This is a genomic window from uncultured Corynebacterium sp. (genome assembly GCF_945649885.1).
Lineage (GTDB): Bacteria > Actinomycetota > Actinomycetes > Mycobacteriales > Mycobacteriaceae > Corynebacterium.
Map to the genome: position 1 here is coordinate 1 of NZ_CALZFS010000027.1, position 25,694 is coordinate 25,694.

The window sequence follows — 25,694 nt, forward strand, 5'->3', positions numbered from 1 at the left end:
GAGGTTGATTCCAGCACCACCAGCTCGCCCCCGCGCAACACCGGAATGATGTTGTCGGCAGCGGCCATCACATAGGAATCATCAACGGAGTGATCCTCCTGGAAGGGGGTGGGTACGGTGATGATGAAGGCATCACCTTCCGGCACCTCTGTGGTGGCGGTCAGCCTGCCTGAGGAGACGACTTTCTTGAGCAGTTCATCAAAGCCCTTCTCCACAAAGGGGACAATTCCTGAATTGACCTTGTCCACCGTTGTTTGATTGATATCCACTCCGACCACCTGTACCCCGGCATCAGCGAGGAAGGCGGCAGTGGGAAGACCGATGTAACCGAGCCCGATCACAACGACGGTGGAGGTTGTATCAAAGTGGGGGTGCAACGAGGTCCTTCCTCTATGAGTGTCAGAAACATTTCCATTGTTCCTTACACCGGGCTGATCGGTGCATTCCGCCAGAATTTTCCCAACCACCCATGGGGGTCTAGACTTCCATAGCATGCGTCCTGAACTCTCCCAGTACAAGCACCTTTCCGCAGGTAAGGTCCGTGAAATCTATGAGATTGATGAGAACCACATCCTCATGGTTGCCTCCGACCGGATCTCAGCCTATGACTTCATCTTGGACACCGAAATCCCGGATAAGGGCCGGGTTCTCACTGCGATGAGTCAGTTCTTCTTTGACGCCATCGACTTCCCGAACCACCTCGCAGGATCAATCGATGATCCCCGCATCCCGGAAGAGGTTCTGGGACGGGCCATGGTGTGCAAGAAGCTCAGCATGATGCCCTTTGAATGCGTCGTGCGCGGTTACCTCACCGGTTCCGGGCTGGAGGAGTACAAGGAATCCGGCGCTGTGTGTGGCATCAAGCTGCCCGAGGGGCTCGTGGAGTCCTCCCGTCTGCCGGAGCCGATCTTCACCCCGGCCACCAAGGCTGATGTGGGCGACCATGACATCAACGTCTCCTTTGAGGTGGTGGAGGAGCGCCTCGGTGCAGCCCGCGCCAACCAGCTCCGTGATGCTTCCATCGCCATCTACACCCGTGCTGCGGAAATCGCCCTGGAGCGCGGTGTGATCCTGGCAGACACCAAGTTTGAATTTGGTATTGATGAGCAGGGAGAACTGGTCATTGGTGATGAGGTTCTCACCCCGGATTCCTCCCGCTACTGGCCAGCCGAAGGCTATGGGGCAGGCCATGTCCAACCATCCTTTGACAAGCAGTTTGTCCGCAACTGGCTCACCGGCACCAAATCCGGCTGGGATAAGAACAGTGGTGCACAGCCACCAGCCCTGCCCGGTTCCGTGGTGGAGGCCACCCGCGAACGCTATATCGAGGCCTATGAGTTGATCTCGGGTAAGAAGTTCGCGGACTGGATCGGTTCCTGCGTCTAGTCTCTGCCATCATTTTTCTCAGAGCGGCCTGAGGTGGAAGCTATTTCACCTCAGGCCGCCTTTTGCTTCAAAGAAGCCAGGGGAGGGCGGGGTTCTGGGAAGTTTATGGACTTCAGTGAACTTTAAGAGATTTCCCTAAACCTTCCTAAACTCCTTAACGCCTAGCTATCCTGGGCATATGAAACTTGCCTTTCATCCTTTTGCTCCTGGGTGCTGGTAGAGATCCAGAAGTTCTCAGTGGGCGAGAAGACTTTCTAGATTCTTTCCCAAGCTCTGCTTGCCAGGACTGAACGGGAGCGTCCCACCCAGTCGATGATCATCACGGGGCTGAGGGGCGTTGGGAAGACTGTGCTGCTCAATCGCTTTCGCCAACCAGCGCTGGGCCAAGACTGGGTTGTAGTCGAAATGGAACTGAGCAAGCGGGATAATTGTATTTTCCGCGGATCTGAGTGCTCAGAACAAACGGGCAATTCTAGAATTTTCACCGGTAGAAAAGCTGAGTGAACAGGCACGTAAAGCTTTGGCAGTGCTCCGGTCTTTTGCCACCTCGATGAAGGTTGGTGTTGATCTGGTGGGGAACCTGAACGCTGAGTTAAACATCGAACGTGCTCTCGGGGAAAGTGACACCGGGGAATTACAGCAAGATCTCACAGATCTCTTCTTGGCAGTGGGGGAGGTCGCGAAGAAGCGTGAAAGAGGGCTTGTTTTCCTGTTTGATGAATTGCAATTTCTCAGGGTGGAGCAACTTGAGGCTGTGATCGCCGCCCTTCACAAGGTGATTCAGAGAGGGCGGCCAATCACACTTGTGGGTGCAGGACTACCTCAGATCGCAGAGCTGACTGGTGATGCCCAGTCATACTCAGAGAGAGCGTTCACTTTTCCCCAGATGAAGAATCTCGATGAGGAGAGCACCAAAAAGGTTTTCCAGGAAACTGCGAGAGTAGAGGACGCCAGTTTTACTGACGGAGCATGGGAAGAAGCTTGGCGTATAACCGGAGGTTATCGGTATTTCATCCAGGAGTTGGGGTATACAGTGTGGAACTGTGCACCGGAAACTCTCATGACGCAACAGGATGTATTTACCGCCGAGACACTCTATGAAGCCAAGCTTGATCAGTCATTTTTCTGGGGTCAGGTTTGACCGGTTGAATGAGCGACAGAGCATCTATGTGCGGGCGATGGCAGAGCTTGGTACCGGGCACCGGAAGGCGGAAGATGTCGCAAGGGTTCTTGAACGGAAGCCTTCCCAGGTAGCTTCCATAAAGTCGGAATTGATTGACAGTGGCATGTTGTATCAGCCCAACTTTGGCTATGGGGCCTTTACAGTTCCCCACTTTGATACGTACATGCGGCGCACCATGTCGTTGATCAAGCTTGCCTGATCTCTTCCACCCAGCCTGAGTCTGTCAGATTTCCTTGGCGGGACTAGGATCGTGGGCTATGTCTTCTGAACGTCTGAATCCTCCCGTTGCCGCTGTCCGCCCCATCACCCGAACCCATCATGGAATTGACTTTGTTGATAATTATGAATGGCTCCGTGACAAGGAATCCCAGGAAACCATCGACTACCTGGAGGCAGAAAATGCCTATACCGATGAGCAGACCGAACACCTGAAGGCGCTACGCGATAATATTTATGAGGAGATCAAGTCGCGTGTGAAGGAAACCGACATGTCGGTTCCGGTCCGCAATGGACAGTACTGGTACTTCGGCCGCACAGAAGAAGGAAAGAGCTACGGCATCTACTGCCGCATGCCTGTGGGTGAGGAACCCTGGGTGGCACCGGAGATCCCGGAGGAACCAGCACCCGATGAGCAGGTGTTCCTCGATGCCAATGAGCTTGCAGAAGGCCACGAATTCTTCTCCATGGGCACCTCCACCGTGTCCCCCTCCGGCCGTTACCTGGCCTATTCCGTGGACACCACCGGTGAGGAACGCTTCACCCTGCGTTTCAAGGATCTCGAGTCCGGTGAGCTGCTGGCAGATGAACTCACCGGGATCTTCTACGGCTCCACCTGGGTGGGGGAGGATTACCTCTTCTACCAGCGTGTTGATGATGCCTGGCGTCCGGACACCATCTGGCGCCACAAGATCGGCACCCCGGTGGAAGAGGATGTGCTGGTCTATCACGAGACTGATGAGCGCTACTCCGCCTGGATCGGCACCACCCGTTCCGATAAGTTCATCCTGCTCGGTTCAGCCTCCAAGGTGACCTCCGAGGTCCAGTACATTCCCTATGATGATCCAGAAGCTATGCCTGAGGTACTCATTCCTCGTGAGGAAGGCGTGGAATATGACGTCGACCATGCGATCATCGCGGGCACAGATACCTGGTTGGTTGTGCACAACAAGACCGGCCCGAACTTCGAGGTCGGCCATGCACCCGTCGGCACGCTTGGTTCCCTTGCAGACCTGGAACCACTGGTCACTCACCATGATGAGGTGCGCATCGAGGGCGTTGACTGCTTCCGCGACCACCTGACCATCGGGTACCGCTCAGGGGCGATCGGACGCATTGCGGTGATGAAGCTTGATGACGCCGGATTCACCACCTTCCAGGAACTGGAATTCGACGAGGAGCTCTACACCGTCGCCTCCTCCGGCAACCCGGAATGGGATGCCCCCGTCATCCGCGTCAGTTACGGTTCCTTCACCACCCCGGGCCAGCTCTTCGACTACTGGATCGAATCAGGTGAACGTGTCCTGCTCAAGCAGCAGGAGGTCCTCGGTGGCTACAACCGTGAGGAGTACACCGCCTCCCGCCTCTGGGTCACCGCGGGCGATGGCGCACAGATCCCGGTGTCCCTGGTGCACCGTGCAGACCTGGAACTGAAGAACGCCCCCACCCTGCTCTATGGATACGGTTCCTATGAAACCTCCATCGACCCAGGATTCTCCGTGGCACGCCTGTCCCTGCTGGACCGCGGCATGGTCTTTGCCATCGCGCACGTCCGTGGCGGTGGAGAAATGGGCCGTGGCTGGTACGACAACGGCAAGATGGAAACCAAGAAGAACACCTTCACCGACTTCATCGACGTGGCAGATGCCCTCATCGAACAGGGCATCACCTCACCAGAACACCTGGTGGCAGAAGGTGGATCAGCCGGCGGCATGCTCATGGGTGCCATCGCCAACATGGCACCGGACCGCTTCAAAGCCATTGAAGCGGTGGTTCCCTTCGTCGATCCGCTGACCTCCATGCTCATGCCTGAGCTTCCGCTCACCGTCATCGAATGGGATGAGTGGGGTGATCCACTCCATGACCGTGAGGTCTATGACTACATGGCCTCCTACGCGCCCTATGAGAATATCGAAGCCAAGAAATACCCGAATATCCTGGCGGTGACCTCACTCAATGACACCCGTGTGCTCTACGTGGAACCAGCCAAGTGGATCGCCCAGCTCCGGGTCACTGCCACCGGTGGCGACTTCCTGCTCAAAACTGAGATGTCAGCAGGCCACGGCGGAGTATCCGGGCGTTATGAAAAGTGGCGCCAGACTGCCTTCGAATACGCCTGGCTTGTGAACCAGGCCTCAGGCGTGACTGAATAGTCTCCTTCGAAGAGAGGAAAACGGCTGGACGTGCGACAATACTCTCATGTCCGGCCGTTTACTTGTTTCCGTATCCAGCATTTTTGATCAGACCCGAAAGGCCGCGGATGTTCTGGTCACTGACCTGAAATCTGAGGGCATTGAGGTCTCCCTTCTGGTTGCCCCACGCATTGATGGTGACTGGAAGCTATCCAAGGATAAACAGACCCGCACCTGGCTGGAGAAGCAACGTGGTCAGGGCCGCGAACTCATTCTCAATGGCTTTGACCAGCCGGTCCAGGGACGCCGTTCAGAATTCGCCACCTTGGAACAGCATGAAGCCCGCCTCCGGCTCACCGGTGCCTTTCGGCAGATGGAACAGATCGGTTTCACCTTCGATGTCTTCGCCCCACCCCGCTGGCGGATGTCCGAAGGAACCTCTGAGGTACTGCCTGAATTTGATTTCAAGGTGGCAGCCTCCGGGAAGGGGCTGCATGATCTGCGCACCGGGGAGTTCCTCCAATGCCGCAACCTGTCTGTGGGGGAAGGCTTTGGTGCGGCAAAGTGGTGGAGAAAAAGTGTGCTCAACGCAGCTATGCGTGGGGCCTCCAAGGGCAACACGGTGAGGTTGTCAGTGTCGGCTAGAAACCTGGTCAACCCCAAGGTGGCGCGTGACTTCCGCAATACCGCGATCGCAGCCTTGGAACTGGGTGCGCAGCCCCGTACCTACATGACAGCCATCTAGTCAGGCCCGGAATCCAAGAAACAGCAAGAGCCCCTTTCCACAAGAAAGGGGCTCTTATTGTCGGCTTAGGGACTATTTGAAGATGGCCTTCATGGAGGGCAGTTCCATGACCCAGGGCATTGCCAGGCCAAGCAGACCAACCAGGGCTGCCAGAATACCGACGGTGGTACCGGTTGAGCTGCCCGCAGCACTTCCAGTTGGCTCAGCCGGTGCTTCGGCGGGATCATCCTCATCCGGGGTTTCCACCGGGGCGTCGGTGGACTTCAGGTTGAAACCAACCTTGATCGGATCATGGTCTGAGGAGCGGAAGACATTATCAGCTTCAAAGACATCCACCACGTTGTAATTGCGGCGGGAATACTCGAAAGCGAGTGGCTCATCGGCGTTGATGTCCCAGACCTCAGCGTCCACGGTGCGGTCCATGGCCTGCGCATTACCCAGGGCATGGTCCAGGGACCCCAGACGTCCGGAGAACTGGTAGCTCAGACCAGCATCGTGGGCTTCGGCGATGTTGCGGTATCCGGCACCGGCGAGCGTGGAGAGAACAGTTTCCTTGGAATAGGCATTCAGATCACCGAGGATGAACACCGGCTTGTCAGCCCAGTCATCCTGGTTATCCAGGTGATCAATCAGTGCCTGGGCCTGCGCCAGGCGGACATTGGCGGAATGGCCCTGGCCATCATTCATGTCCTCATCACCATTGACTGGTGAGCCCTTGGACTTGAAGTGGTTGACCACGCCCACGAAGGATTCCTTGCTCTCATCCAGTGTCTGGAATTCCTGTGCCAGTGGCTGACGCGCGGTGCCGGTGTAGGCGGCATCATCAAAGATGCGGGATTCGCCGACTGGCTTCACCGTGGTCATGTCGTAGATGAAGGCCACGCGGATGACATCCTCATCGGTGCCCAATTCCAGAGGTGATTCCACTGCTGCCCAGCGCTCGGAGCCGTGTGCGGTGTTCAGGGCGTCGACAAGCTTGTTCAGTGCCTCATCGCGGCGCTCAACATCGCCGGTGACAGCGTAGGTGTTTTCAATTTCCTCAAGGCCGAGGACATCCACATCAAGTTTGTTGATGGCAGCGACGATTTTTCCCTGTTGATCAGCGAAGGCCTGTTCGCTGTAGGCACCACGAACATCACAACCACGTGCGGAAATAGGGTTGCCGCTGATGTCGGTGTAGGCATCACAGTCGTAGTCTTTGCCCAGGGAGGTGAAGTAGTTCAACACATTGAAGCTGGCGATGTGGAAATCCCCGTCGACATTATCAATGGCTGCCAGTTCGGCTGTACGGGAATCCTCCCAGGTGATCGGGAGGTCTACCCCTGCGGTTGCGCCGGTCACTGGGGTGGTGGGCTGGAAACGCCAGAGATCAAAGCGGTAATCAAAGATCACTGGGTTCTGGAAATCCACCTGATCGCCGGTGCGGATGGACTTGATGGTCTGGCCATCATCCTGAACGATCCACGGCAGTGGTACATCCTTGTCGCCCTGCATATAACGGCCGGAACGGCCATCGTCCAGGGTGATCAGTTCAGCCTGATTGGCGGCCTCATAGGCATTGGCCTCAGCACCTGGAGCAACTGCTTCGGTGGACTGAAGATAGCCTGCAGTGCCTGCTGCCAGACCAATCTCACCGAAATCATTGAGCGCATAGTTGTTGGTTACGGTGTAGGCACCGGTGGGCTGGAGCAGCATGCCCTCATAGGCCTCGCGGACAGCTGGATCAGCAGGCATGGTGTCAATCGCTGCAGGAACCACCGCCTCAAAATCCTCGTCCGGGGTGGTGGCGGTGATGTTCTTCAGCTGGGTTAGGCCATAGTGCTCAGCGGCCTCACCGGTAACCACAACAGAGTCACCGACCGTTGGGAAGACAGCGCCCGAGCCGACGTAGATGAAGATGCCATCTGAGGCATCGCCGGCAGACTTCAGCTCAGCGCCGGTGCCAGGGGTCTGGATGTAGTAGCCGTTGAAGCCACCTTCGGAGTACACCGCGGTGACCACGCCTTCGGTGGTGACCAGTTCACCGGCCACCGGGGTGGCGTCCCCGGCGCCCTGGATTTCAGCGATGCTCAGGGCCCGCGCCTGACCAGGGGTTTCCGGAACCTCTGGGGTTTCCGGTACCGCACCACCGTTGGTGCCTTCCGGGGTAGGCGTGTCGACGATGAAGTCCACCGCATTGTTGTCAGTGTCGAGGCCAGCGACGGTGCGCTGTACTGACACCGGGTTGCTGGTCTTAAGAGCTGCTGCCCCCTCAGCAAGGGCAGCCTCGCCCCAACCGAGCAGGTCCACTTCGGCGGAGGTGGCGTCGATGAGCTTCAGGGAACCCTGGGAACCGGACATGTTCGCGGTGCCAATGACATCAGGTGTCGGCAGCGTTGGCAGGTCGGTGTTGGCGCCGGGGTTCTGTTGGATGAGGAAGTGACCACCGGCGGGGATTGTTCCAGTCAGTTCGGTGGTGTTGCCCAGGTTTCCACTGGCGGAGTAGTACTCCACAGCCCAGCCGGAAAGGTCGACCTCTGTGTCAGTGGGGTTGAAAAGCTCAACAAAGTCATGGGAATAGGCTGCGCCGTTGTTGCCGCCGCCTCCATAAGCTTCAGAGATGACGGGCAGGGAACCATCCGGTGCTGCAGTGGCGGGAGGTGCCACCAGCAGGCTGGTCGCGGTCGCACCGGCGAGAGCGATCGCCAGGGTGCGCGCAGAAACATGCTTCATTAAGAAAAACCTTTGCCTAGAGCGAAAAGAAGATACCAATCCTATGAAGTACCGGCTTTCTTTAAGCTTCGCTGATAAGCACATCCGATCATGCTGGGGGTTTACCTGGGCGGTGGGGAAAGTTCATCTGAAAGTCGACTGACTGATATTTAAAGTTCAGTGCCGGGGGCGGGTGAGATTCTCTAGTGTGGTGGATATGACTTCACTTCATGAGATCCCCGTGACCCTCAATGACGGAACCGAGACCACCATGTCGGATTGGGCAGGACACCTGGTGATGGTGGTCAATGTGGCCTCCCGTTGCGGACTGACTCCGCAGTATGAAGGACTGCAGCGGATCTTTGAGGACTATCAGGACCGTGGCTTCTTCGTGGTGGGTGTGCCCTGCAATCAGTTCATGGGGCAGGAACCTGGAACCGATGCTGAGATCTGCTCCTTCGCACAGGATAACTTCAACGTCACCTTCCCATTGCTGACCAAAACTGATGTCAACGGCGAAAATGAACACCCCCTGTACACCCTGCTCAAGAAGCATGCGACCGAAGACGGGCGTGCAGGTGATGTGGAATGGAACTTTGAGAAATTCCTCATCAACGCAGATGGTGAGATCATTGCTCGTTTCGGTCCGCGGGTTGATCCCGAGGATGACGCGGTCATCGCCATGATTGAAGACAATCTGCCTGTGTGATCGCTGGCTAGGTTGTGACGGGATCACAAGATACACTTGTGCCCGTAAAACATTGTCGCCCCCATTGCTTGAGTTAGGGAAAATACCGTGGCCCGTGTAGTTGTCAATGTCATGCCGAAGGCTGAGATTCTGGATCCTCAGGGACAGGCGGTACACCGCGCCCTGGGACGAATCGGAATTTCAGGAATCTCCGATGTTCGCCAGGGAAAGCGTTTTGAGCTGGAGGTCGATGATTCGGTCTCTACCGCCGACCTGGAAAAGCTCGCAGAAACTCTTCTCGCCAACACCGTCATCGAAGACTTCGATGTGGTGGGAGTCGAGGTCAGCAAGTGAGCGCCAAAATTGGTGTAATCACCTTCCCCGGAACGCTTGATGATGTCGACGCGCTGCGCGCCGTCCGCATCGCAGGCGCAGAGGCAGTCAGCCTCTGGCACGCCGACGAGGACCTCAAGGGAGTCGACGCCGTTGTCGTCCCCGGTGGATTCTCCTACGGTGACTACCTCCGTACCGGTGCCATCTCCGCACTGGCACCGGTCATGCAGTCCGTCATTGAAGCAGCCAACAAAGGCATGCCGGTCCTGGGAATCTGCAATGGTTTCCAGATCCTCACCGAAGCCCGCCTCCTGCCGGGCGCACTGACCCGCAACCAGGGTCTGCACTTCCACTGCATCGACACCTACCTCGAAGTGGCAAACAATAACACCGTCTGGACCAGCTCCCTGGAGCAGGGCCAGAAGATCATGGTTCCAGCCAAGCACGGCGAAGGCCGTTTCCAGGCAGAACCAGACACCATCAAGATGCTTGAAGAGGAAGGCCGTGTGGTCTTCCGCTACACGGACAACTTCAACGGCTCCATCAACTCAATCGCCGGAATCACCAATGACACCGGCCGAATTGTGGGCCTCATGCCTCACCCGGAACACGCTGTGGAAAAGCTCACCGGACCGTCCGTCGACGGCCTTGAGCTGTTCCTGTCTGCCATTGGCACCATCGCGGCTTAAGGAGTCAGAGATAACGATGAGCACGATTTTCAACGACACCGTCGAAGCTGCAGCACAGAACCCAGAGCTTGAGCAGCCTTATGCAGAGCTGGGACTCAAAGACGATGAGTACGCACGCATCAAGGAGATCCTGGGCCGTCGCCCCACGGATGCCGAACTGACCGTCTACTCCGTCATGTGGTCCGAGCACTGCTCCTACAAGTCCTCCAAGGTCCACCTCCGTTACTTCGGGGAGACCACCACCCCAGAAATGGCTGAGAAGATCCTCGCAGGCATCGGCGAAAACGCCGGTGTTGTGGATATCGGAGACGGCAATGCCGTCACCTTCCGCGTGGAATCACACAACAGCCCCTCCTTCGTGGAACCACACCAGGGCGCCGCAACCGGCATCGGTGGCATCGTCCGCGACATCATGGCCATGGGTGCACGCCCCATCGCCGTGATGGACCAGCTCCGTTTCGGCAGCATCGACAACCCGGACACCCAGCGTGTCCTCCCCGGCGTTGTCAGCGGCATCTCCCACTACGGTAACTGCCTCGGCCTGCCCAACATCGGTGGCGAGACCGTCTTCGATGACTCCTACGCAGGAAACCCACTGGTCAACGCGCTTGCCGTGGGAACCCTCAAGGTCGATGACCTGAAGCTGGCCTTTGCCTCGGGCACCGGCAACAAGGTCATGCTCTTTGGCTCCCGCACCGGTCTTGATGGCATCGGTGGCGTCTCCGTGCTGGGTTCCGCCAACTTCGAGGAAGGCGAGGAACGCAAGCTTCCAGCCGTCCAGGTCGGCGACCCCTTCGCAGAGAAGGTACTCATCGAGTGCTGTCTCGAGCTGTACAAGGCAGGCGTGGTCGTGGGTATCCAGGACCTCGGTGGTGGCGGACTGGCCTGTGCCACCTCTGAGCTGGCAGCAGCCGGCGACGGCGGCATGCGCGTCAACCTTGACGCAGTACCACTGCGCGCAGAGAAGATGACCGCAGCTGAGATCCTCGCCTCCGAGTCCCAGGAACGCATGTGTGCCGTGGTCACCCCGGCCAACGTCGACAAGTTCAAGGAGATCTGCGCCAAGTGGGATGTCACCTGCGCAGAAATCGGCGAGGTCACCGATGAGAAGGACCGCTACCTCGTGGTCCACAAGGGTGAGGTCGTCCTCGACGCCCCAGCCTCCACCATCGACGAAGGCCCGGTCTACGACCGTCCAGTCGCCCGCCCAGAGCGTCAGGACGAGTTCCAGACCCTCGGCGACCTGGAGCGACCGACCGCTGCAGAGGATATCAAGACCGCATGGGTCAAGCTGGTGTCCTCCCCGGCACTGGCCTCCCGCGCCTTCATCACCGAGCAGTATGATCGCTACGTCCGCGGTAACACCGTCCAGGCGAAGAACGCCAACGCCGGTGTCCTGCGTATCGACGAAGAGACCAACCGCGGCGTGTCCATCTCCGCAGATGCCTCCGGTCGCTACACCTTCCTGGATCCACGTACCGGTTCCCGCCTGGCACTGGCTGAGGCCTACCGCAATGTGGTCTCCACCGGTGCCCGCCCGGTCGCCGTGACCAACTGCCTCAACTTCGGTTCCCCAGAGAACCCAGGGGTCATGTGGCAGTTCAAGGAAGCCGTCCATGGACTGGCTGATGGCGCAAAACAGATGGCCATCCCGGTTTCCGGTGGCAACGTCTCCTTCTACAACCAGACCGGTGACACCCCGATCCTGCCGACCCCGGTCGTCGGTGTGCTCGGAGTCCTGGACAACGTTGAGAAGACCATCGGTAACGTCCTGCCTTCCGAGGATCAGGAACTGTACCTGCTGGGTGAGACCTTCGACGAGTTCGGTGGCTCCATCTGGCAGCAGGTTTCCGGTGCCGGCCTCAGCGGTCTGCCACCACAGATCGACCTGGCCAATGAGCAGCGCCTCGGCGAACTGCTGGTCCCGGCAGCAGCCGATGACCTGGTCTCCGCCTCCCATGACCTGTCTGAAGGTGGCCTCGGCCAGACACTGGCAGAGCTGGCCATCCACGCCGGCAAGGGGCTGGACGTCGACCTCAGCGAGGTACACGCAGACCTGTTCACCGCACTGTTCTCCGAATCCGCATCACGCATCGTCGTGGCCACCGGACATGGTGCAGAGCTGGTCAAGCGGGCTGAGGCTCTCGGCATCCCGGTGACCAAGTTGGGTTCCACCAACGCATCCGGTGTCATTGCCGTGCGTGGCGCGGATGTGGCTGTGGAGCTCTCCGTTGCTGAGCTCGAGGCAGCCTGGAGCAAGACCCTGCCTGAGGCCTTCGGCCACGCAGTCGGCGCAAATGCAGTTGTAGAGTAATATCACCTCTGTTCCACGGCAGCCGGGCTTCACTGTTACCTGTGAAACCCGGCTGTTCTTGTCCCCAGACCTAGGTGTCACATCACCCAGGACAGTCTTTGAGATGGCTCGAGAAAGGGAGGCCGTCGATGTCAGCGCAACCATCGTATGAGGATGAACGCAGAGACTTCATGGATGCTGACCCCTCCATTGAAAGCGTCCCTCGGAACCGCGAGAATAAACGTTCCGATGAACCCCTGTTGGAGCTGACCCGCTATGTCCTGGACCGCGGGCCCAGACCCCGTACCAGGGGACTTTTCCACCAGATTGCAGCCTTCCTGAGTACCGTCTCGGGTTCCGTGCTGTCCACCTACGCCTGGCTCACCCTGGTGTGGTGGCAGGCGCTCGGCACCACTATCTACGCTGCCTGTATGTTCGGTCTCTTCGCAGTCTCTGCGGCTTATCACCGCGGACAGTGGCGCAGTCTGGGCACCGTCGCCTGGTGGCGTCGGGCCGACCACTCCACCATCGCGGTCTTCATCGCCGCCACCTACACCCCGTTATGCATGATTGCGTTGGAACCTGACACCGCAACATGGATGCTCAGTCTGGCGTGGGTGGGAGCAATGCTCAGCGTGGTCCTCAACATGGTGTGGATCAACCACCCCAGGTGGCTCTCCGTGGTGGTCTACCTGGCCCTTGGTTGGTTGATCGTCCCTCTGATTCCCGAGCTCTGGGCAGGTGCTGGACACACTGTGGTCTGGCTGTTGCTGGTAGGAGGCATCGTGTACAGCCTCGGTGCCCTGGTCTACGGCTTCAAATGGCCCGGACGCAATGCCCGGTGGATGGGGTATCACGAACATTTCCATGTGGCCACCGTGGTGGCCGCCACCATCCACCTGATAGCAGTCTGGATGGTTGTGGTACCTTAACCGCCGCCTTCCGCTAAAAAACTGTGCCTCCGCCGCTTTTGAAGAGCAGGGAGGCACAGTGTTTCATTGTCTTTTGTGGGGATTAGTCGATCTGACGGACCGCATGCTTCGGGAACAGTGGCATGGGAACATACTCTGCACGCAGATCACGCAGGATATTGGCATGCTCTGCCAGTTGGATGTCTTCCGGGGTGGAGGGCTTGAAGTGTGGGGAGGCCAGTGGTTCACCATCGATATCAATACCGATGTAGGTGACAGTGGCGTGAATGGCCTTCTTCAGGTGCTCACGTCCCCCCTTGGGGTTACCGCTGCGGACATGGATGGACATCTGCATGGAACGCTTATCAGTACGCATCATGCGCGCGTCAACCTCAATGAGGTCACCGATGGAGATCGGGTTGTAGAAGCGGATACCGCCGGCGTACACCGCGACGGTGTGGTTGCCGGACCACTCCATGGTGCAGGCCGCACCGGCCTCATCGATCCATTCCATGGCGGTACCACCGTGGACCTTGCCACCCCAGTTGATATCGGTGGGCTTGGCCAGGAAGCGGGTGACCAGGCGTGGTGCGAAGGAAGGACCATCATAGGTCTGCTTCTCCATCTCGGCTTCAATCGCCTTGCGCAGATCAATGCGGGAGAGTGCGGACTTCAGGACGCGTTCCTCCTCTTCATTCTCAGGAACGAAGGTGGGAACCTGCTGGGTCTTGCCGGTTGCGGTGTCCTTTGCGACGAAAATCACCAGGCAGTCACAGGCACGGGTGTACTGGCCATCACGCGGGTCAGCTGAGAAAACCTCATTCACAATGTGCATGGAGGACCGGCCGGTCATCGCGATGCGGGAGCGCACCTCCACCATGTGGCCTGAGGGGATCGGACGAGTGAAGTGGATGTGACCGACATAGGCGGTGACACAGTAGGTACCGGACCACTGGGTGGCGCAGGCATAGGCAGCCTTGTCAATCCACTCCAGAACACGACCGCCACCGACACCGTGGCTGCCAGCCATCAGAACATCAGTGGGAGCGGCCAGGAACCGAAGAGTTACCTCGGGGGAGCGGGTAGTGCTGTTAGTTTTGTTCTCAGACATAGAAATACTCTAACGTGTCGGACTACCCTGGAGTCCCATGAAGATCGACCCACACCAGACCCGTGTCGCGGTCATGGCCATCGCTGACTGGATTGCCCAGCCTGAAATTCAGGAAAAGCCAGGTAGGAAGCTCCTGGCGGAGGCCACACGGCTGACAGCCCGAACACTTGCGCAGGATGCACCGGGGCACAGTGTTGAAGTCAGAGTCCCCCCATTTGTGGCAGTGCAGTGCATTGAGGGCCCACGTCACACCCGTGGTACACCCCCCAACGTTGTGGAGACTGATGCTCTGACCTGGTTAAGGCTGGCTACTGGGAAAACGACATTTGATGTGGAACTGGAAGCCGGGAAAATCTCAGCCTCTGGGACCAGGGCGTCGGAAATTTCTGGGTGGTTACCCATCATCCCGCTTTAACTTTTGTCGATCGTATTAGTTTCTCAGAAGTTCACGGACTACGATTCTGCTTGTGGCACAACTTGATCAGCACACGCTCCCTGGTTCGCTGGCATCTACCAATGATCATCCCGTGGGGATGATGACTCAGCCGAACCATCCCTACGATGATCAAAACGAGCAGGCCCCGCGTGAAGAATGCGGTGTGTTTGGCGTTTGGGCACCCGGCGAGGAAGTAGCCAAACTAACCTACTTCGGTCTTTTCGCCCTACAGCACCGCGGCCAGGAGGCCGCCGGAATTGCCGTGGGCGATGGCGAGCAGATCCTTGTATTCAAGGATCTCGGCCTGGTGTCCCAGGTTTTTGATGAACCCATTCTGGAATCCCTCCATGGCGATATCGCCATCGGGCACACCCGCTACACCACAGCAGGTGGGAACTCCTGGGAAAATGCCCAGCCGATGTTCCGCATGGCACCTGACGGCACCGATGTGGCACTGGGCCATAACGGTAACCTGATCAACCATGTCCAGCTCCATGACCGGGCTGCTGATCTCGGTCTGATTGACCCGAATAAGAAGCCATCAGATACTGATGTGCTCACCGCCCTGCTGGCCAATGGCATTGGCAACGGCCAGACGCTCTTTGAATCAGCTCAGAAACTCCTCCCGGAGGTCAAGGGTGCCTACTGCCTGACCTTCACCGATGGGCACACCCTCTACGCAGCGCGTGACCCCTTTGGCGTCCGCCCACTGTCCATCGGCCGTCTGGCCCGTGGCTGGGTTGTGGCCTCGGAGACCTCCGCCCTCGATATCGTCGGCGCCTCCCTGGTCCGTGAGGTGGAACCAGGTGAACTCATCGCCATTGATGAATCAGGACTGCGCTCTACCCGCTTTGCAGAAACCACTCGTAAGGGCTGCATCTTCGAATACGTCTACCTCGCTCGCCCAGACTCGGTGATCAAGGGACGCAACGTCAATGAGGTCCGCCTGGAGATCGGCCGCAAACTGGCCAAGGAAGCACCGGCCGAGGGAGACTTGGTCATCCCGACACCGGATTCTGGGACCCCGGCAGCAGTCGGCTACGCCCAGGCCTCAGGCATCCCCTTCGGCCAGGGCATGGTGAAGAACGCCTATGTGGGACGTACCTTCATCCAACCCTCGGACACCCTGCGCCAGCTGGGTATCCGTCTCAAGCTCAACCCCCTGCGGGAAGTCATTGCGGGTAAGAGGCTTATCGTGGTGGATGACTCCATCGTCCGTGGCAACACCCAGCGTGCTGTGATCAGGATGCTGCGGGAAGCCGGTGCGGCCGAGGTCCACGTCCGGATTGCCTCCCCACCGGTGAAGTGGCCATGTTTCTACGGCATTGACTTCGCCACCCCCGGCGAACTGATCGCCAATGTGGTGACCAGTGACAATGAGGCAGAGATGGTGGAAGCGGTCCGCTCAGCCATTGGTGCTGATTCCCTGGGATACGTCTCCATTGAGGGAATGGTCGAGGCGACAGAGCAGCCGGTTCAAGAGCTGTGTCTGGCATGCTTTGATGGCCATTACCCAATGGGGATGCCGGAGGCCAACGCCAACGCGCAGCTGGTGTTGAAGATGCAGGCTTCCAAGCAGGATAAGATCGAGAACTAAGTTCTCAACACCCTTTTCTAGAAAAACTCAAGCAGGAGAAGCGAAAAACGATGAGTGACCACCTGGACACCGACAACGGTGCGACCAACGAAGGCGTATCCTACGCAGCCGCCGGCGTAGACATCGAAGCTGGCGACCGCGCCGTTGAGCTTTTTGCCCCCATGGCAAAGCGTGCCACCCGCCCGGAGGTCCGTGGCAACCTCGGCGGTTTCGCCGGACTGTTTGAACTCGGCAAGTACAAGAAGCCAGTACTGGCAGCAGGGTCTGACGGTGTGGGCACCAAGCTCGTTGTCGCCCAGATGATGGACAAGCACGACACCATCGGAATCGACCTGGTGGCCATGTGCGTGGACGACCTGGTGTGCTGTGGTGCAGAGCCACTGTTCCTGCAGGACTACATCGCCATCGGCAAGGTTGTCCCGGAACATGTCGCCGAGATCGTCTCCGGCATCGCAGAAGGTTGCATCCAGGCAGGTGCCGCACTGCTCGGTGGCGAGACCGCTGAGCACCCAGGCGTCATGGAGCCGGATCACTACGATATCTCTGCCACGGCTGTCGGTGTTGTCGAAGCTGATGAACTGCTGGGACCGGACCGCGTCCGCGCCGGCGATGTCATCATCGGCATGGCAGCATCCGGCCTGCACTCCAATGGCTACTCCCTGGCCCGCCACGTCCTCTTCGACACCGCAGGCCTGACCGTGGACTCCCACGTCGAGGAGCTTGGACGCACCCTGGGTGAGGAACTCCTGGTTCCCACCCGGATCTACGCCAAGGACTGCCTGGCACTGATCGCTGAATGCGATGTCCACGTCTTCTGCCACGTCACTGGCGGCGGACTTGCCAACAACATGTCCCGCGTGGTCCCAGAAGGACTTGTGGCTGAGATGTCACGTTCCACCTGGACCCCCGGCCAGATCTTCCGCACCATCGCCTCCCTGGGCAAGGTGTCACGCGAGGAAATGGAAAAGACCTTCAACATGGGTGTCGGCATGGTTGCGGTTGTCGCAGAGAAGGACCGCGACCGTGCGCTGGCCATGCTCACCGCCCGCCACATCGACTGCTGGGAGCTTGGCACCGTCCGCAATGGCGAAGACGGCGAGCCGAACGTCATCCTCAGCGGCGAGCACCCCGGATACTGAAACACCGCTCAGCACCACAGACGCTGTTAATCACTAGCCCCAACCTGACCCTTCAGGTTGGGGCTAGTGGTCTCTCCAGGGCCCTTAGGAGTGGTGCGTAGGCACCTTAGGTGTTTGCTCCAGAAACGACTCAGACGGCGCGCGGTTTAACGCGAACCATGTCCCTGGAGTGGGAACACAGAGGGAATACTCCAGGGAAGTGCCCGTGATAAACCATGCGCCGTCTGAGGCGGTAGTGGTGGATAGGGGAGAGAGACCGTTAGGGGTGTCCGGAAAACCCGGTTACACCTTGAAACGGCTACTAGCCACAGGATGATGAAATGATGAGTTGATCAAATGACGACCGACGTGAACGCCGGTGACGCCTGGATATTGATCAGATAGATGAAGGATCAAGCGTGTGCCCTGAGGCGACACGATCCCTTATCTGGACTCATCCCAGTTCGCATAATCTGCGTACTGGTCCTCATCATCAGGGGCATCGGAGTAGGAACGCCGAGGAGCTTGTGCCAGCTCCCTCTGCAGTTGATCGAGATCCATTTCTGGAGAGCTGTACTTCAACTGGCGAGCAACTTTGGTCTGTTTAGCCTTCGCGCGACCGCGACCCATTGCCTGACCCCCTTGGAGTGAGCGGGCCGTTCCTGGGAATTTGGACGGCCCATGGGCTTTTCAAGATGTTTTAACTGTATTCCTGATAGACACAATAGCCTGTTGACGCGGAAATTTCTGCAACATGCCTCTGACCTGCGGTAAAAGAGTCCAGACATGAGGAAATAGGCAACTTTCGTCATTTTTGAAAGTCGCCTATAAACGGCTGTTTAGGCGTTGCTGAACGGCTGGTCCGCGGGGGCGGGGTTATTCCTTACCGCGGAGCTTGTTGAGGGCCGCGCGTCCGCGCTGCTCGCCTTCGTCTTGTGGGATGGAATCGGGATCGACATTCACGGATACGTCATTGATGCTCAGCTCCGAACTGAGGGCGCTGCGCTTGATCAGACCCAGGGCGATCGGCCCGTAGTCACAGTCATGGACAACGGTGCCCAGACGCCCAACGGTGCGGGTGCCGGACTTGATCTCAGATCCGGCCACAGGGTCGAGCGGAGCAGAGCCATCCAGGTGCAGCAACACAAGCACCCGTGGGGAACGGCCCAGGTTGTCCACACGCGCCACAGTCTCCTGTCCGCGGTAACAACCCTTGGTCAGGTGCACAGCACCCAGGCTGTCGCCACGTCCGATCCAGTGAGGGATCTCATGCGGAATGGACTTGGCATCCAGGTCGGGTCCGGGCTCAGGCTCCAGGGCCTTCACACGTTCCGCCCAATAAGCCATCAGACCGGTTAGCTTCGCACCAGACTCCAGGAGCTTGTCGACGGATGCCACGAGGGTGTCGCGGGGGAATGCGACGTCGATACGCGTTGGTCCCGCCCAGTCCACCACGCGGTGGAAAACCGCGTCCGGAAGGGGAACCTCCTGACCGAGGAGAGAGATGAGTGCAATATCGGCTTCTTCGACAGTGACCTCTGACCAGAAGATCATCTTCTGGAGATAGCCAATGAGTGAGTCGAATTCGGCGGCAGAGGTGTCCAGATAGAACACCCCGTCCACCACAGAAACCATCAGGGAGTGTTGGATGCGACCCTGCGCATCAAGATCAAGTGCGCGAGCGGTAAAACCGTCTTCAGCTGCATCGACCTTCTGGGACAAAATATTGTTGAGGAACGCGGGGGCATCTGGTCCATCGACTCGGATCACCTTGCGATTGGAACGGTCAACCAGACCCGTACCTGTTTCGAAGATGCGTTGCTCGACGAGCGGGGAACCGTAATGCCACGCGACACCTTCAGTACCAGCCATAGCGGCATCATCCTGAGCTTCCGCCGCACCATGCTTCGCCAGAAGAGGCGACTTATAGCGCTGCGGATCGTCAACAGGATTCTGATTGGTGTCGTTCGCGACCTCGGAGAGTTCGTTAGCCACAACCATGACTGTACGCGTAAACCCGCGCAGAGGGGTAGTCCACCCAAATCGGCCGATGGTTACAACCAGTGGGCAGACTCGCTGAAAAAGGGGCATAATCAGCAGTTATGGTGTCTGTACCCAGTCGCATCCCCGGACCATCCCCCGTGATCATGATCGTCGAACCCTATGGTGGTTCGATCCGTCAGCAAAACCCGAACCTCCCCATGGTCTTCTGGGATGATGCTGCCGTGACACGTGGTGATGGCATCTTTGAAACCCTCCTCATCAGTGAGGGAAAAGCAGGCAACCTGCAGCGTCACGGGGAGCGCTTCCAGGCTTCTGCGAAGCTGCTGGGGCTACCTGAGCCCATCCTGGCGTCCTGGGAGAAGGCCACCAGGATGGCGATCGAATCCTGGTATGAACACCCCAATGCAGGTGATGCCTCCTGTACCTGGACACTCAGCCGGGGACGCTCCACCACAGGTCTTGCTTCCGGCTGGTTGACCGTCAAAGCGGTGTCAGAGGAAAAGCTGCGTGAGCGTGCCCATGGGGTAGAGGTGATGACCAGTCCCCGTGGCTACACCATCGACACCACCCTGCCCGGAGTCAAGGACGCGACCAGAGGGGACGTGGATCAGCTGGCAGAACCAACCGCACCCTGGCTGACCATCGGTGCAAAAACCTTAAGTTATGCGGCGAACATGGCCGCCGTGCGGTGGGCTAAGAGCAACGGCTTTGATGATGTCATCTTCACCGACGGGGATCGCGTTCTGGAAGGTGCCACCTCCACCGTGGTGAGTTTTAAAGGTGACAAGATACGCACCCCCACTCCCGGTGGGGAGGTGCTCCCCGGCACCACTCAGGCAGCGTTATTTGAGTATGCAAGTAAGCAGGGGTGGCGTTGCAAGACCAAGAAGGACCTCGCCGTGGAGGACCTCCTGGGCGCCGACAGCGTCTGGCTGGTGTCATCGGTGCGGGTGGCGGCCCGGGTCACGCGCCTGGATAAACACCCATTGCCCCGACCTGACAATGAAAAAGAAATAAGGGCCCTGATCACCAGGGCCCTCGGTTGAGAAAGCTTTTAGCCGATAACGCGCTGCAGCTGAGCAGACATGCGTGGCTTCAGCTCACCGTTGACCAGACGCTCATCCACCCAGCCGAGCTCATTGGTAGGCATGAGGCCGTAGAGACGCTTGCCCGGGCCCAGGGATGCCGGACCTGTTGAAGTGACCATGGTGGAGGCAGATTCCAGCGCCCAGGCACGCTCATTGATGGGCTGACCGTAGTAGATCTCCACAACACCACTGGCATGGGTACAGACAAACTCGATCTCATCTTTCAGATCGATGCGCCAGAAACCACTTTCGCGCTGATCCTGTCCCACAACCTTGCCCTCAGTGTCCAGCTTCCAGATGCGGGACTCAAAGGACAGGTAGTTCTCCCCGTCATGGGAGAAGATGATCTGCTGACCGAAGGTGTACTGGCCCCCCTCAGCGGTATCAGCCTGGCCCTCGCCACGCCATACGCCCACCAGGGGCAGCAGCGCGAGGAGACCATCGTGCAGGTTCGGTCCCAGACGCAGGTTGGCGGTGTCCTCATCTACTGGAAGATCACCCAGGGTGGGGATATTGCGGTGTGCGGTGTTCTTAGACTGCTCAGCGGCCAGGTTCACTGCATCATTGCCACTGATGGCAGGAGAATCGGACAGTGAAGGAGCGTCCGCTCCGGTGCCTGGAATCACAGGATCATTAGCATTTTCGGGCAGGTTCTTATTTTCATTTTCACTCATGGCATTCAAGACTAGCGTTTAGCCACTACGCTTGGACAACGTGCATGTTCTTCTAATCGCTAATCCCGAGTCAACCTCACAGACCGCAGAACTCTTCCGCCGGGTTGTGCCCAAGCTGCTGGCAACCGACGGCATCTCCCTGGAGGCCCGATTCACGCACTACGGAGGCCATGCCGAGGAAATGGTCACAGGAATGACCAGGGACGACTTTGATGTCATCATCCCCGCCGGCGGGGACGGAACCATCAACGAAGTGATAAACGGCTTACTCGGCAGTGCCGAAGGTGAGATTGCCAACTGGAGTGATCTTCCGGCCGTGGCAGTCCTTCCCACCGGCTCCGCGAATGTATTCGCCCGCGCCCTGGGCTATCCCTCTGACTCCTTGGCAGCCGCAGAAATGCTCGTGCATCTTCTCCGCAATAATCTGCGCCGGACCATCTCACTGGGAACCTGGAAAGGCGATGAGGATGACGCCCGCTGGTTTGCCGTCAATGCGGGTTTCGGCATTGACGCCGAGGTAATTGCCCGCATGGAACGCGCCCGCTCCAAGGGCTTTGCCGCCTCACCGCTGCTGTATATGCAGGTCAGTGCGAGAGCCTGGATAAAAGCCCAGATGAAGCCCCCACAGATCACCGTGGATGCCGTGGACCAGGAAGGTGCGGAACTCAAACATGACAACGTGCCCATGCTGTTCGCCTCCAACACCAACCCCTGGACCTTCCTGGGCCCCCTGCCCGTGGTGACCAACCCGCGTAACTCCTTCGACATGGGACTGGGACTCTTTGGAGTCACCAGCGTCCGTGGCGCCGGGGGAGTCGCCGCCATGATGCACCTCATCGGTGTCGGCCATGGAAAACGCTATGAAAAACTGGTGGCCAAACGCACCATTGAATTTGATAATGCAGAGCACGTCACCCTGACCTGTAAAACCAAGCAACGTTTCCAGGTCGACGGTGAATTCGAGGGCGAACACATCCGAGTACACCTGGAATCACTCGCCGATGCCCTGGAAGTGTTCGCCCCCAAGACGAACCCGAACCCACCGACGCTGGGCTGGGCCAAGCACGGCCTCAACTACCTCCGTGACGTCGTGCGGGTGCGCAGCGGAAAGATCTAAGCAGCTACCCCGTGGGACTGTGACCTGAGAAAACTAGTCGGCGCTGTCTGCCTCAGGTGCGGCCAGTGGGGACAGTTCACGCATGGTGATCTCCACATTGCGGGCCTGTGACTGGAAGTGAATGGAACCACCCGAGAGATACACCGCCATGGCACGGTCAGCCAAAGGCAGAGCGATGGTGTCGATCCGCCAGGAGAAATCAGAGGCAACATCCTCCAGCGTGGTGGAAGGTGGTGCACTGACAAGCTCAACCGGGACCATCTGGAACTCCGAACCCACCAGGCGGAGGGTGACCAGGACACTGATCGCTTCCTCAAAGCCCTCGGGGGTGCCGGTCAGCAATGCCTCACTGGCTACGCCTCCAGACGGGGAGATGTCGATCGGGTGGGAGAGATCAAGATCAGTCATGTCTAGGTGAGACCCGAGTGCCACACCATCCATGGACAGACTGCGGGTGAACAGCTCAGCACGGGTGCCATCCAGATCGCCGGACAGTGCCTGTTGGGCAGTGACCTCAATGTTCTGAACCTCGGTGCGTGCATTCACCACACCCACACCCGGAACTGGAACATCCAGCATATTGATGCTGACCTGATTAAATTCACCACTGATTAAGGCAGAGGTGAACATCGCACTTCCCGCGAAGACACTGGGCTCAACCTCCAGGTCAGCGGAATCTGCGACCGCCCGGGAAATGCTACGTTCTGCACGCGCGGCGATGACAGAATCTGCAATCCAGGACACCGCCCCCACCGCGACAATCACGATCAGGGTCACGAGGGAGATCTTCAGGGCTTTATTCCGGGGGTTCTGCACCCCTATATCTTTACCGCAACCACCTGCAAAACAAGGAAGTGTGTAGCTACGCTGGGGCGCATGAACGATTCCATCAACACCACACACCTCTATAATTACCGCGACCTCCGCGAACAGGCACTCATCATGCTCAAGGAGGTGAAAGCTATCGATGGCGTCGAGGCACTGTCTGAACAGTTCGTCCGAGGACTTGCAGAACCAGGTCTCGGCCATACGCATTACACCGTGAGCATCGACGGCAAACTGGTTGCCCTGGCAGCAACCGATGGAGACACCAGCGAACTGGCAGTCCACCCATCCCACCGCCGACAGGGGATCGGTAAGGCACTTATCGACGCACTCCCCACCGAGGGCGTCTGGGCCCATGGAGACATCCCAGCCGCACAGGCACTGGCCTCCACCCTGCGCATGAAAAAAACCCGCGAACTGCTGGTGATGGCGATTGACAACCCAGCCCTACAGGAAGCCGGAACCTATCAGAACCCAGAAGGCTTCACCTACAGCTCACTGAAGAACGCTCCCCAGGAACGCAATGAGGTCGAGGAGAAGTGGCTCAAGGCCAACAACGAAGCCTTCCACTGGCACCCAGAACAGGGCGGATGGGATAGATCCAGGCTCACCCAGGCACAGCAAGCTTCCTGGTTCCAGGAAACCGACCTCCTCTTCCTCTGGGAAGGCGAAGAACTGGCAGGCTTCCACTGGGTGAAACAACACACCCCGGAACTGCAGGAGATCTATGTGGTCGGCCTCGCTGAAGCCTTCCGCGGCAAGGGCCTGGGCGATCCACTGGTGCGACTGGGACTACGCCACATGGTCAACAATGGGGCGCGCCGGGTCATTCTCTATGTGGAGGCTGACAACGAACCGGCCGTCGCAGCTTATGAGAAGCTGGGCTTTGATGTGGCGGAGCGTCATGCAGTCTATGAAAAGCAATGATTTTTGCTGAGAGTTACATGGGTGAGTCATTCATCGAATATTAAAAGGGGTCAAAAACCCCAATTTAGTGACCTGGGTCGCGAAAAGCTGGGGTTGAGACGATGTCGGCGAAACAATTCTTCCAAAGATATCCCTAAGTTCACTGGCCGTTAACCAGATCAGCCTTAGTTGGTCATTTCCAGCCCTTAGGTTCTTAGTTTGTGAGCAACCCAGAGGGTCGGAAACCAGCCCGGCACGTCACTTTCAAGGGGTTGCTCGGATGATGTATACAAAACACCGGAAAGGCTTCCCCTGTGAACCTCAATTTCAAGCGCTCTTTCGCACTCGTTGGTGCAGTGACCGTCAGCTCCCTCGCACTCGTTGCCTGCTCTGAGTCTGCAGAAGACACCTCCGCCAACGGTGGCGACAACGCTGTTTCCACTGAAGGCCTCTCCGGCGTCAGTGGCCAGCTCGTTGGCGAGGGTGCTTCCTCCCAGCAGGCTGCCATGGACTACTTCGGCATTCAGTACGGCGAGGCAGTAGACGGTGCAACCCTGGCGTACACCGCTTCCGGTTCCGGCTCCGGCCGTAAGAACTTCGTCGGTGGTCAGGTTGCCTTCGGTGGCTCCGACTCCCCAATGGATGATGCTCAGGCCGCAGAGGCGCAGGACCGCTGTGAGGGCAATGAGGCATGGCACCTGCCATTCGTCATCGGCCCAGTAGCCATTGCCTACAACATCCCAGGCGTTGACACCCTGAACCTCTCCACCTCCACCGTTGCGAAGATCTTCAAGGGCGAGATCACCAACTGGAATGATGAAGCCATCGCCGCTGAGAACGAGGGCACAGAGCTTCCAGACCTGGACATCTCCGTTGTCTACCGCTCCGATGAGTCCGGTACCTCAGACAACTTCCAGAAGTTCCTGGTTGCTTCCGCACCTGAGGACTGGGACACCACCGGTCAGCAGTTCCCAGCTGAGGTCGGCGAGGGCGCCAACGGCTCCAACGGTGTCGCCTCCCAGGTCACCGCAATCGAAGGTGGCATCACCTACGTTGAGGCCGGCTTCGCACAGCAGCAGAGCCTCGGCATCGCCAACCTTGACTTCGGCAACGGCCCAGTCGAGCTCAACGCTGAGTCCGTCGGTGTCGCACTTGATGGTCTGGACTTCCTGACCGAGGGGCACAACATGGTCGTCGACACTGACGCCATGTTCGCCATCAATGATGAAGGCGCATACCCACTGGTTCTGACCACCTACGAGATCGTCTGCTCCGCAGGCTACGACGAGACCACCCGCGACCAGGTCAAGGACTTCCTGAAGGTTGCACTGGACTCCCAGGATGAGCAGCTCGAGGCTCTCGGCTACATCCCAGTCACCGGCGCACACCACGACCGCCTGGTCGAGGCTGTTGACGCAATCCAGTAATAATGCTGGACTGTGGACAAACCCCTGTCTAGGGGGGGCGCCCACACAATGATCCCCTCGGGCATCTCCACTAACCGCAAGGATGGCGGAGGTGCCCGTGGGGACACTGCATGTTTGAAGTGAA

The 25,694-nt window shown here is 58.4% G+C and carries 24 protein-coding genes; 17 read left to right on the plus strand and 7 right to left on the minus strand.

Translation table 11 applies throughout. From position 1 onward, the window contains the following. Positions 1–377 (minus strand): 3-hydroxyacyl-CoA dehydrogenase NAD-binding domain-containing protein (locus Q0M74_RS04515; RefSeq protein ID WP_293951875.1); only part of this gene is annotated, 377 nt, incomplete at its 3' end. A 115-nt stretch (positions 378–492) separates the two neighbouring features. Between Q0M74_RS04515 and Q0M74_RS04520 the strand changes: the two genes are divergently transcribed. The 5 genes from Q0M74_RS04520 (at position 493) to Q0M74_RS04540 (ending at position 5,662) form a co-directional block, all read left to right on the plus strand. Then, positions 493–1,386: a phosphoribosylaminoimidazolesuccinocarboxamide synthase gene (locus tag Q0M74_RS04520; RefSeq protein WP_293951876.1), complete on the plus strand. Its 894-nt coding sequence runs from the start codon at positions 493–495 to the stop codon at positions 1,384–1,386. Positions 1,387–1,698: 312 nt separating this feature from the next. Beyond that, on the plus strand, positions 1,699–1,890 hold the full coding sequence (locus Q0M74_RS04525) for a hypothetical protein (protein ID WP_293951877.1): 192 nt from the start codon (positions 1,699–1,701) through the stop codon (positions 1,888–1,890). A gap of 22 nt (positions 1,891–1,912) precedes the next feature. Continuing rightward, positions 1,913–2,527 carry a hypothetical protein gene (locus Q0M74_RS04530; RefSeq protein WP_293951879.1) on the plus strand — a complete coding sequence of 205 codons (615 nt, stop codon included), beginning with the start codon at positions 1,913–1,915 and terminating at the stop codon, positions 2,525–2,527. A gap of 299 nt (positions 2,528–2,826) precedes the next feature. Then, complete coding sequence (locus tag Q0M74_RS04535) at positions 2,827–4,938, plus strand: S9 family peptidase (protein ID WP_293951880.1); 2,112 nt, start codon at positions 2,827–2,829, stop codon at positions 4,936–4,938. A gap of 46 nt (positions 4,939–4,984) precedes the next feature. Continuing rightward, positions 4,985–5,662 carry a DUF2334 domain-containing protein gene (locus tag Q0M74_RS04540; protein ID WP_293951881.1) on the plus strand — a complete coding sequence of 226 codons (678 nt, stop codon included), beginning with the start codon at positions 4,985–4,987 and terminating at the stop codon, positions 5,660–5,662. A gap of 72 nt (positions 5,663–5,734) precedes the next feature. On the opposite strand, the gene Q0M74_RS04545 is transcribed toward Q0M74_RS04540, so the two are convergent. Beyond that, positions 5,735–8,374: an ExeM/NucH family extracellular endonuclease gene (locus tag Q0M74_RS04545; RefSeq protein ID WP_293951883.1), complete on the minus strand. Its 2,640-nt coding sequence runs from the start codon at positions 8,372–8,374 to the stop codon at positions 5,735–5,737. Between the two features lie 196 nt (positions 8,375–8,570). Between Q0M74_RS04545 and Q0M74_RS04550 the strand changes: the two genes are divergently transcribed. From Q0M74_RS04550 to Q0M74_RS04570, 5 genes are all read left to right on the plus strand, one after another. Further along, the gene (locus tag Q0M74_RS04550) at positions 8,571–9,062 is read left to right on the plus strand and encodes a glutathione peroxidase (RefSeq protein WP_293951884.1); all 492 of its coding nucleotides are present in this window, start codon (positions 8,571–8,573) and stop codon (positions 9,060–9,062) included. Positions 9,063–9,149: 87 nt separating this feature from the next. Next, positions 9,150–9,395, plus strand: a complete 246-nt coding sequence (gene purS / locus Q0M74_RS04555; RefSeq protein ID WP_293951886.1) for a phosphoribosylformylglycinamidine synthase subunit PurS — start codon at positions 9,150–9,152, stop codon at positions 9,393–9,395. Continuing rightward, on the plus strand, positions 9,392–10,063 hold the full coding sequence (gene purQ / locus Q0M74_RS04560; protein WP_293951888.1) for a phosphoribosylformylglycinamidine synthase subunit PurQ: 672 nt from the start codon (positions 9,392–9,394) through the stop codon (positions 10,061–10,063). Before purS ends, purQ begins: the two co-directional genes overlap by 4 nt. A 16-nt stretch (positions 10,064–10,079) precedes the next feature. Further along, a complete protein-coding gene (gene purL / locus Q0M74_RS04565; RefSeq protein ID WP_293951890.1) occupies positions 10,080–12,377 on the plus strand; it encodes a phosphoribosylformylglycinamidine synthase subunit PurL in 2,298 nt (765 codons plus the stop codon). 170 nt (positions 12,378–12,547) lie between these two features. After that, positions 12,548–13,288, plus strand: coding sequence for a hemolysin III family protein (locus tag Q0M74_RS04570; protein WP_293951914.1), 741 nt, complete (start codon positions 12,548–12,550; stop codon positions 13,286–13,288). 82 nt (positions 13,289–13,370) lie between these two features. Here the strand turns inward: Q0M74_RS04570 and Q0M74_RS04575 are convergent, their stop codons facing one another. Continuing rightward, on the minus strand, positions 13,371–14,378 hold the full coding sequence (locus tag Q0M74_RS04575) for an acyl-CoA thioesterase (RefSeq protein ID WP_293951892.1): 1,008 nt from the start codon (positions 14,376–14,378) through the stop codon (positions 13,371–13,373). A 37-nt stretch (positions 14,379–14,415) separates the two neighbouring features. On the opposite strand from Q0M74_RS04575, the gene Q0M74_RS04580 reads away from it, so the two are divergent. The 3 genes from Q0M74_RS04580 to purM all read left to right on the plus strand — a co-directional run bounded on the left by Q0M74_RS04580 (position 14,416) and on the right by purM (position 17,550). Next, the gene (locus tag Q0M74_RS04580; RefSeq protein ID WP_293951894.1) at positions 14,416–14,793 is read left to right on the plus strand and encodes a sterol carrier family protein; all 378 of its coding nucleotides are present in this window, start codon (positions 14,416–14,418) and stop codon (positions 14,791–14,793) included. Between the two features lie 121 nt (positions 14,794–14,914). After that, a complete protein-coding gene (gene purF / locus Q0M74_RS04585; protein WP_293951917.1) occupies positions 14,915–16,411 on the plus strand; it encodes an amidophosphoribosyltransferase in 1,497 nt (498 codons plus the stop codon). Between the two features lie 50 nt (positions 16,412–16,461). Continuing rightward, positions 16,462–17,550, plus strand: a complete 1,089-nt coding sequence (purM, locus tag Q0M74_RS04590) for a phosphoribosylformylglycinamidine cyclo-ligase (RefSeq protein ID WP_293951896.1) — start codon at positions 16,462–16,464, stop codon at positions 17,548–17,550. A 423-nt stretch (positions 17,551–17,973) separates the two neighbouring features. Here the strand turns inward: purM and Q0M74_RS04595 are convergent, their stop codons facing one another. Together Q0M74_RS04595 and Q0M74_RS04600 are read right to left on the minus strand one after the other, a co-directional pair. Next, positions 17,974–18,159, minus strand: coding sequence for a DUF3073 domain-containing protein (locus Q0M74_RS04595; protein ID WP_293951898.1), 186 nt, complete (start codon positions 18,157–18,159; stop codon positions 17,974–17,976). 246 nt (positions 18,160–18,405) lie between these two features. Next, positions 18,406–19,530, minus strand: coding sequence for a folate-binding protein YgfZ (locus Q0M74_RS04600; protein WP_293951900.1), 1,125 nt, complete (start codon positions 19,528–19,530; stop codon positions 18,406–18,408). Between the two features lie 101 nt (positions 19,531–19,631). Here Q0M74_RS04600 and Q0M74_RS04605 point away from each other — a divergent pair, with 101 nt between their 5' ends. Next, positions 19,632–20,579, plus strand: a complete 948-nt coding sequence (locus Q0M74_RS04605) for an aminodeoxychorismate lyase (protein ID WP_293951902.1) — start codon at positions 19,632–19,634, stop codon at positions 20,577–20,579. Positions 20,580–20,587: 8 nt separating this feature from the next. Here the strand turns inward: Q0M74_RS04605 and Q0M74_RS04610 are convergent, their stop codons facing one another. Next, a complete protein-coding gene (locus tag Q0M74_RS04610; protein ID WP_293951905.1) occupies positions 20,588–21,295 on the minus strand; it encodes an FABP family protein in 708 nt (235 codons plus the stop codon). A gap of 40 nt (positions 21,296–21,335) precedes the next feature. On the opposite strand from Q0M74_RS04610, the gene Q0M74_RS04615 reads away from it, so the two are divergent. Then, the gene (locus tag Q0M74_RS04615; RefSeq protein ID WP_293951907.1) at positions 21,336–22,412 is read left to right on the plus strand and encodes a diacylglycerol kinase family protein; all 1,077 of its coding nucleotides are present in this window, start codon (positions 21,336–21,338) and stop codon (positions 22,410–22,412) included. A gap of 33 nt (positions 22,413–22,445) precedes the next feature. On the opposite strand, the gene Q0M74_RS04620 is transcribed toward Q0M74_RS04615, so the two are convergent. Next, positions 22,446–23,204: an LmeA family phospholipid-binding protein gene (locus tag Q0M74_RS04620; RefSeq protein ID WP_293951920.1), complete on the minus strand. Its 759-nt coding sequence runs from the start codon at positions 23,202–23,204 to the stop codon at positions 22,446–22,448. An 84-nt stretch (positions 23,205–23,288) separates the two neighbouring features. On the opposite strand from Q0M74_RS04620, the gene mshD reads away from it, so the two are divergent. Beyond that, positions 23,289–24,164, plus strand: coding sequence for a mycothiol synthase (mshD, locus tag Q0M74_RS04625; protein WP_293951909.1), 876 nt, complete (start codon positions 23,289–23,291; stop codon positions 24,162–24,164). Positions 24,165–24,457: 293 nt separating this feature from the next. Further along, positions 24,458–25,570, plus strand: coding sequence for a phosphate ABC transporter substrate-binding protein PstS (gene pstS / locus Q0M74_RS04630; RefSeq protein ID WP_293951911.1), 1,113 nt, complete (start codon positions 24,458–24,460; stop codon positions 25,568–25,570). The last annotated feature ends 124 nt before the right edge of the window (positions 25,571–25,694 follow it).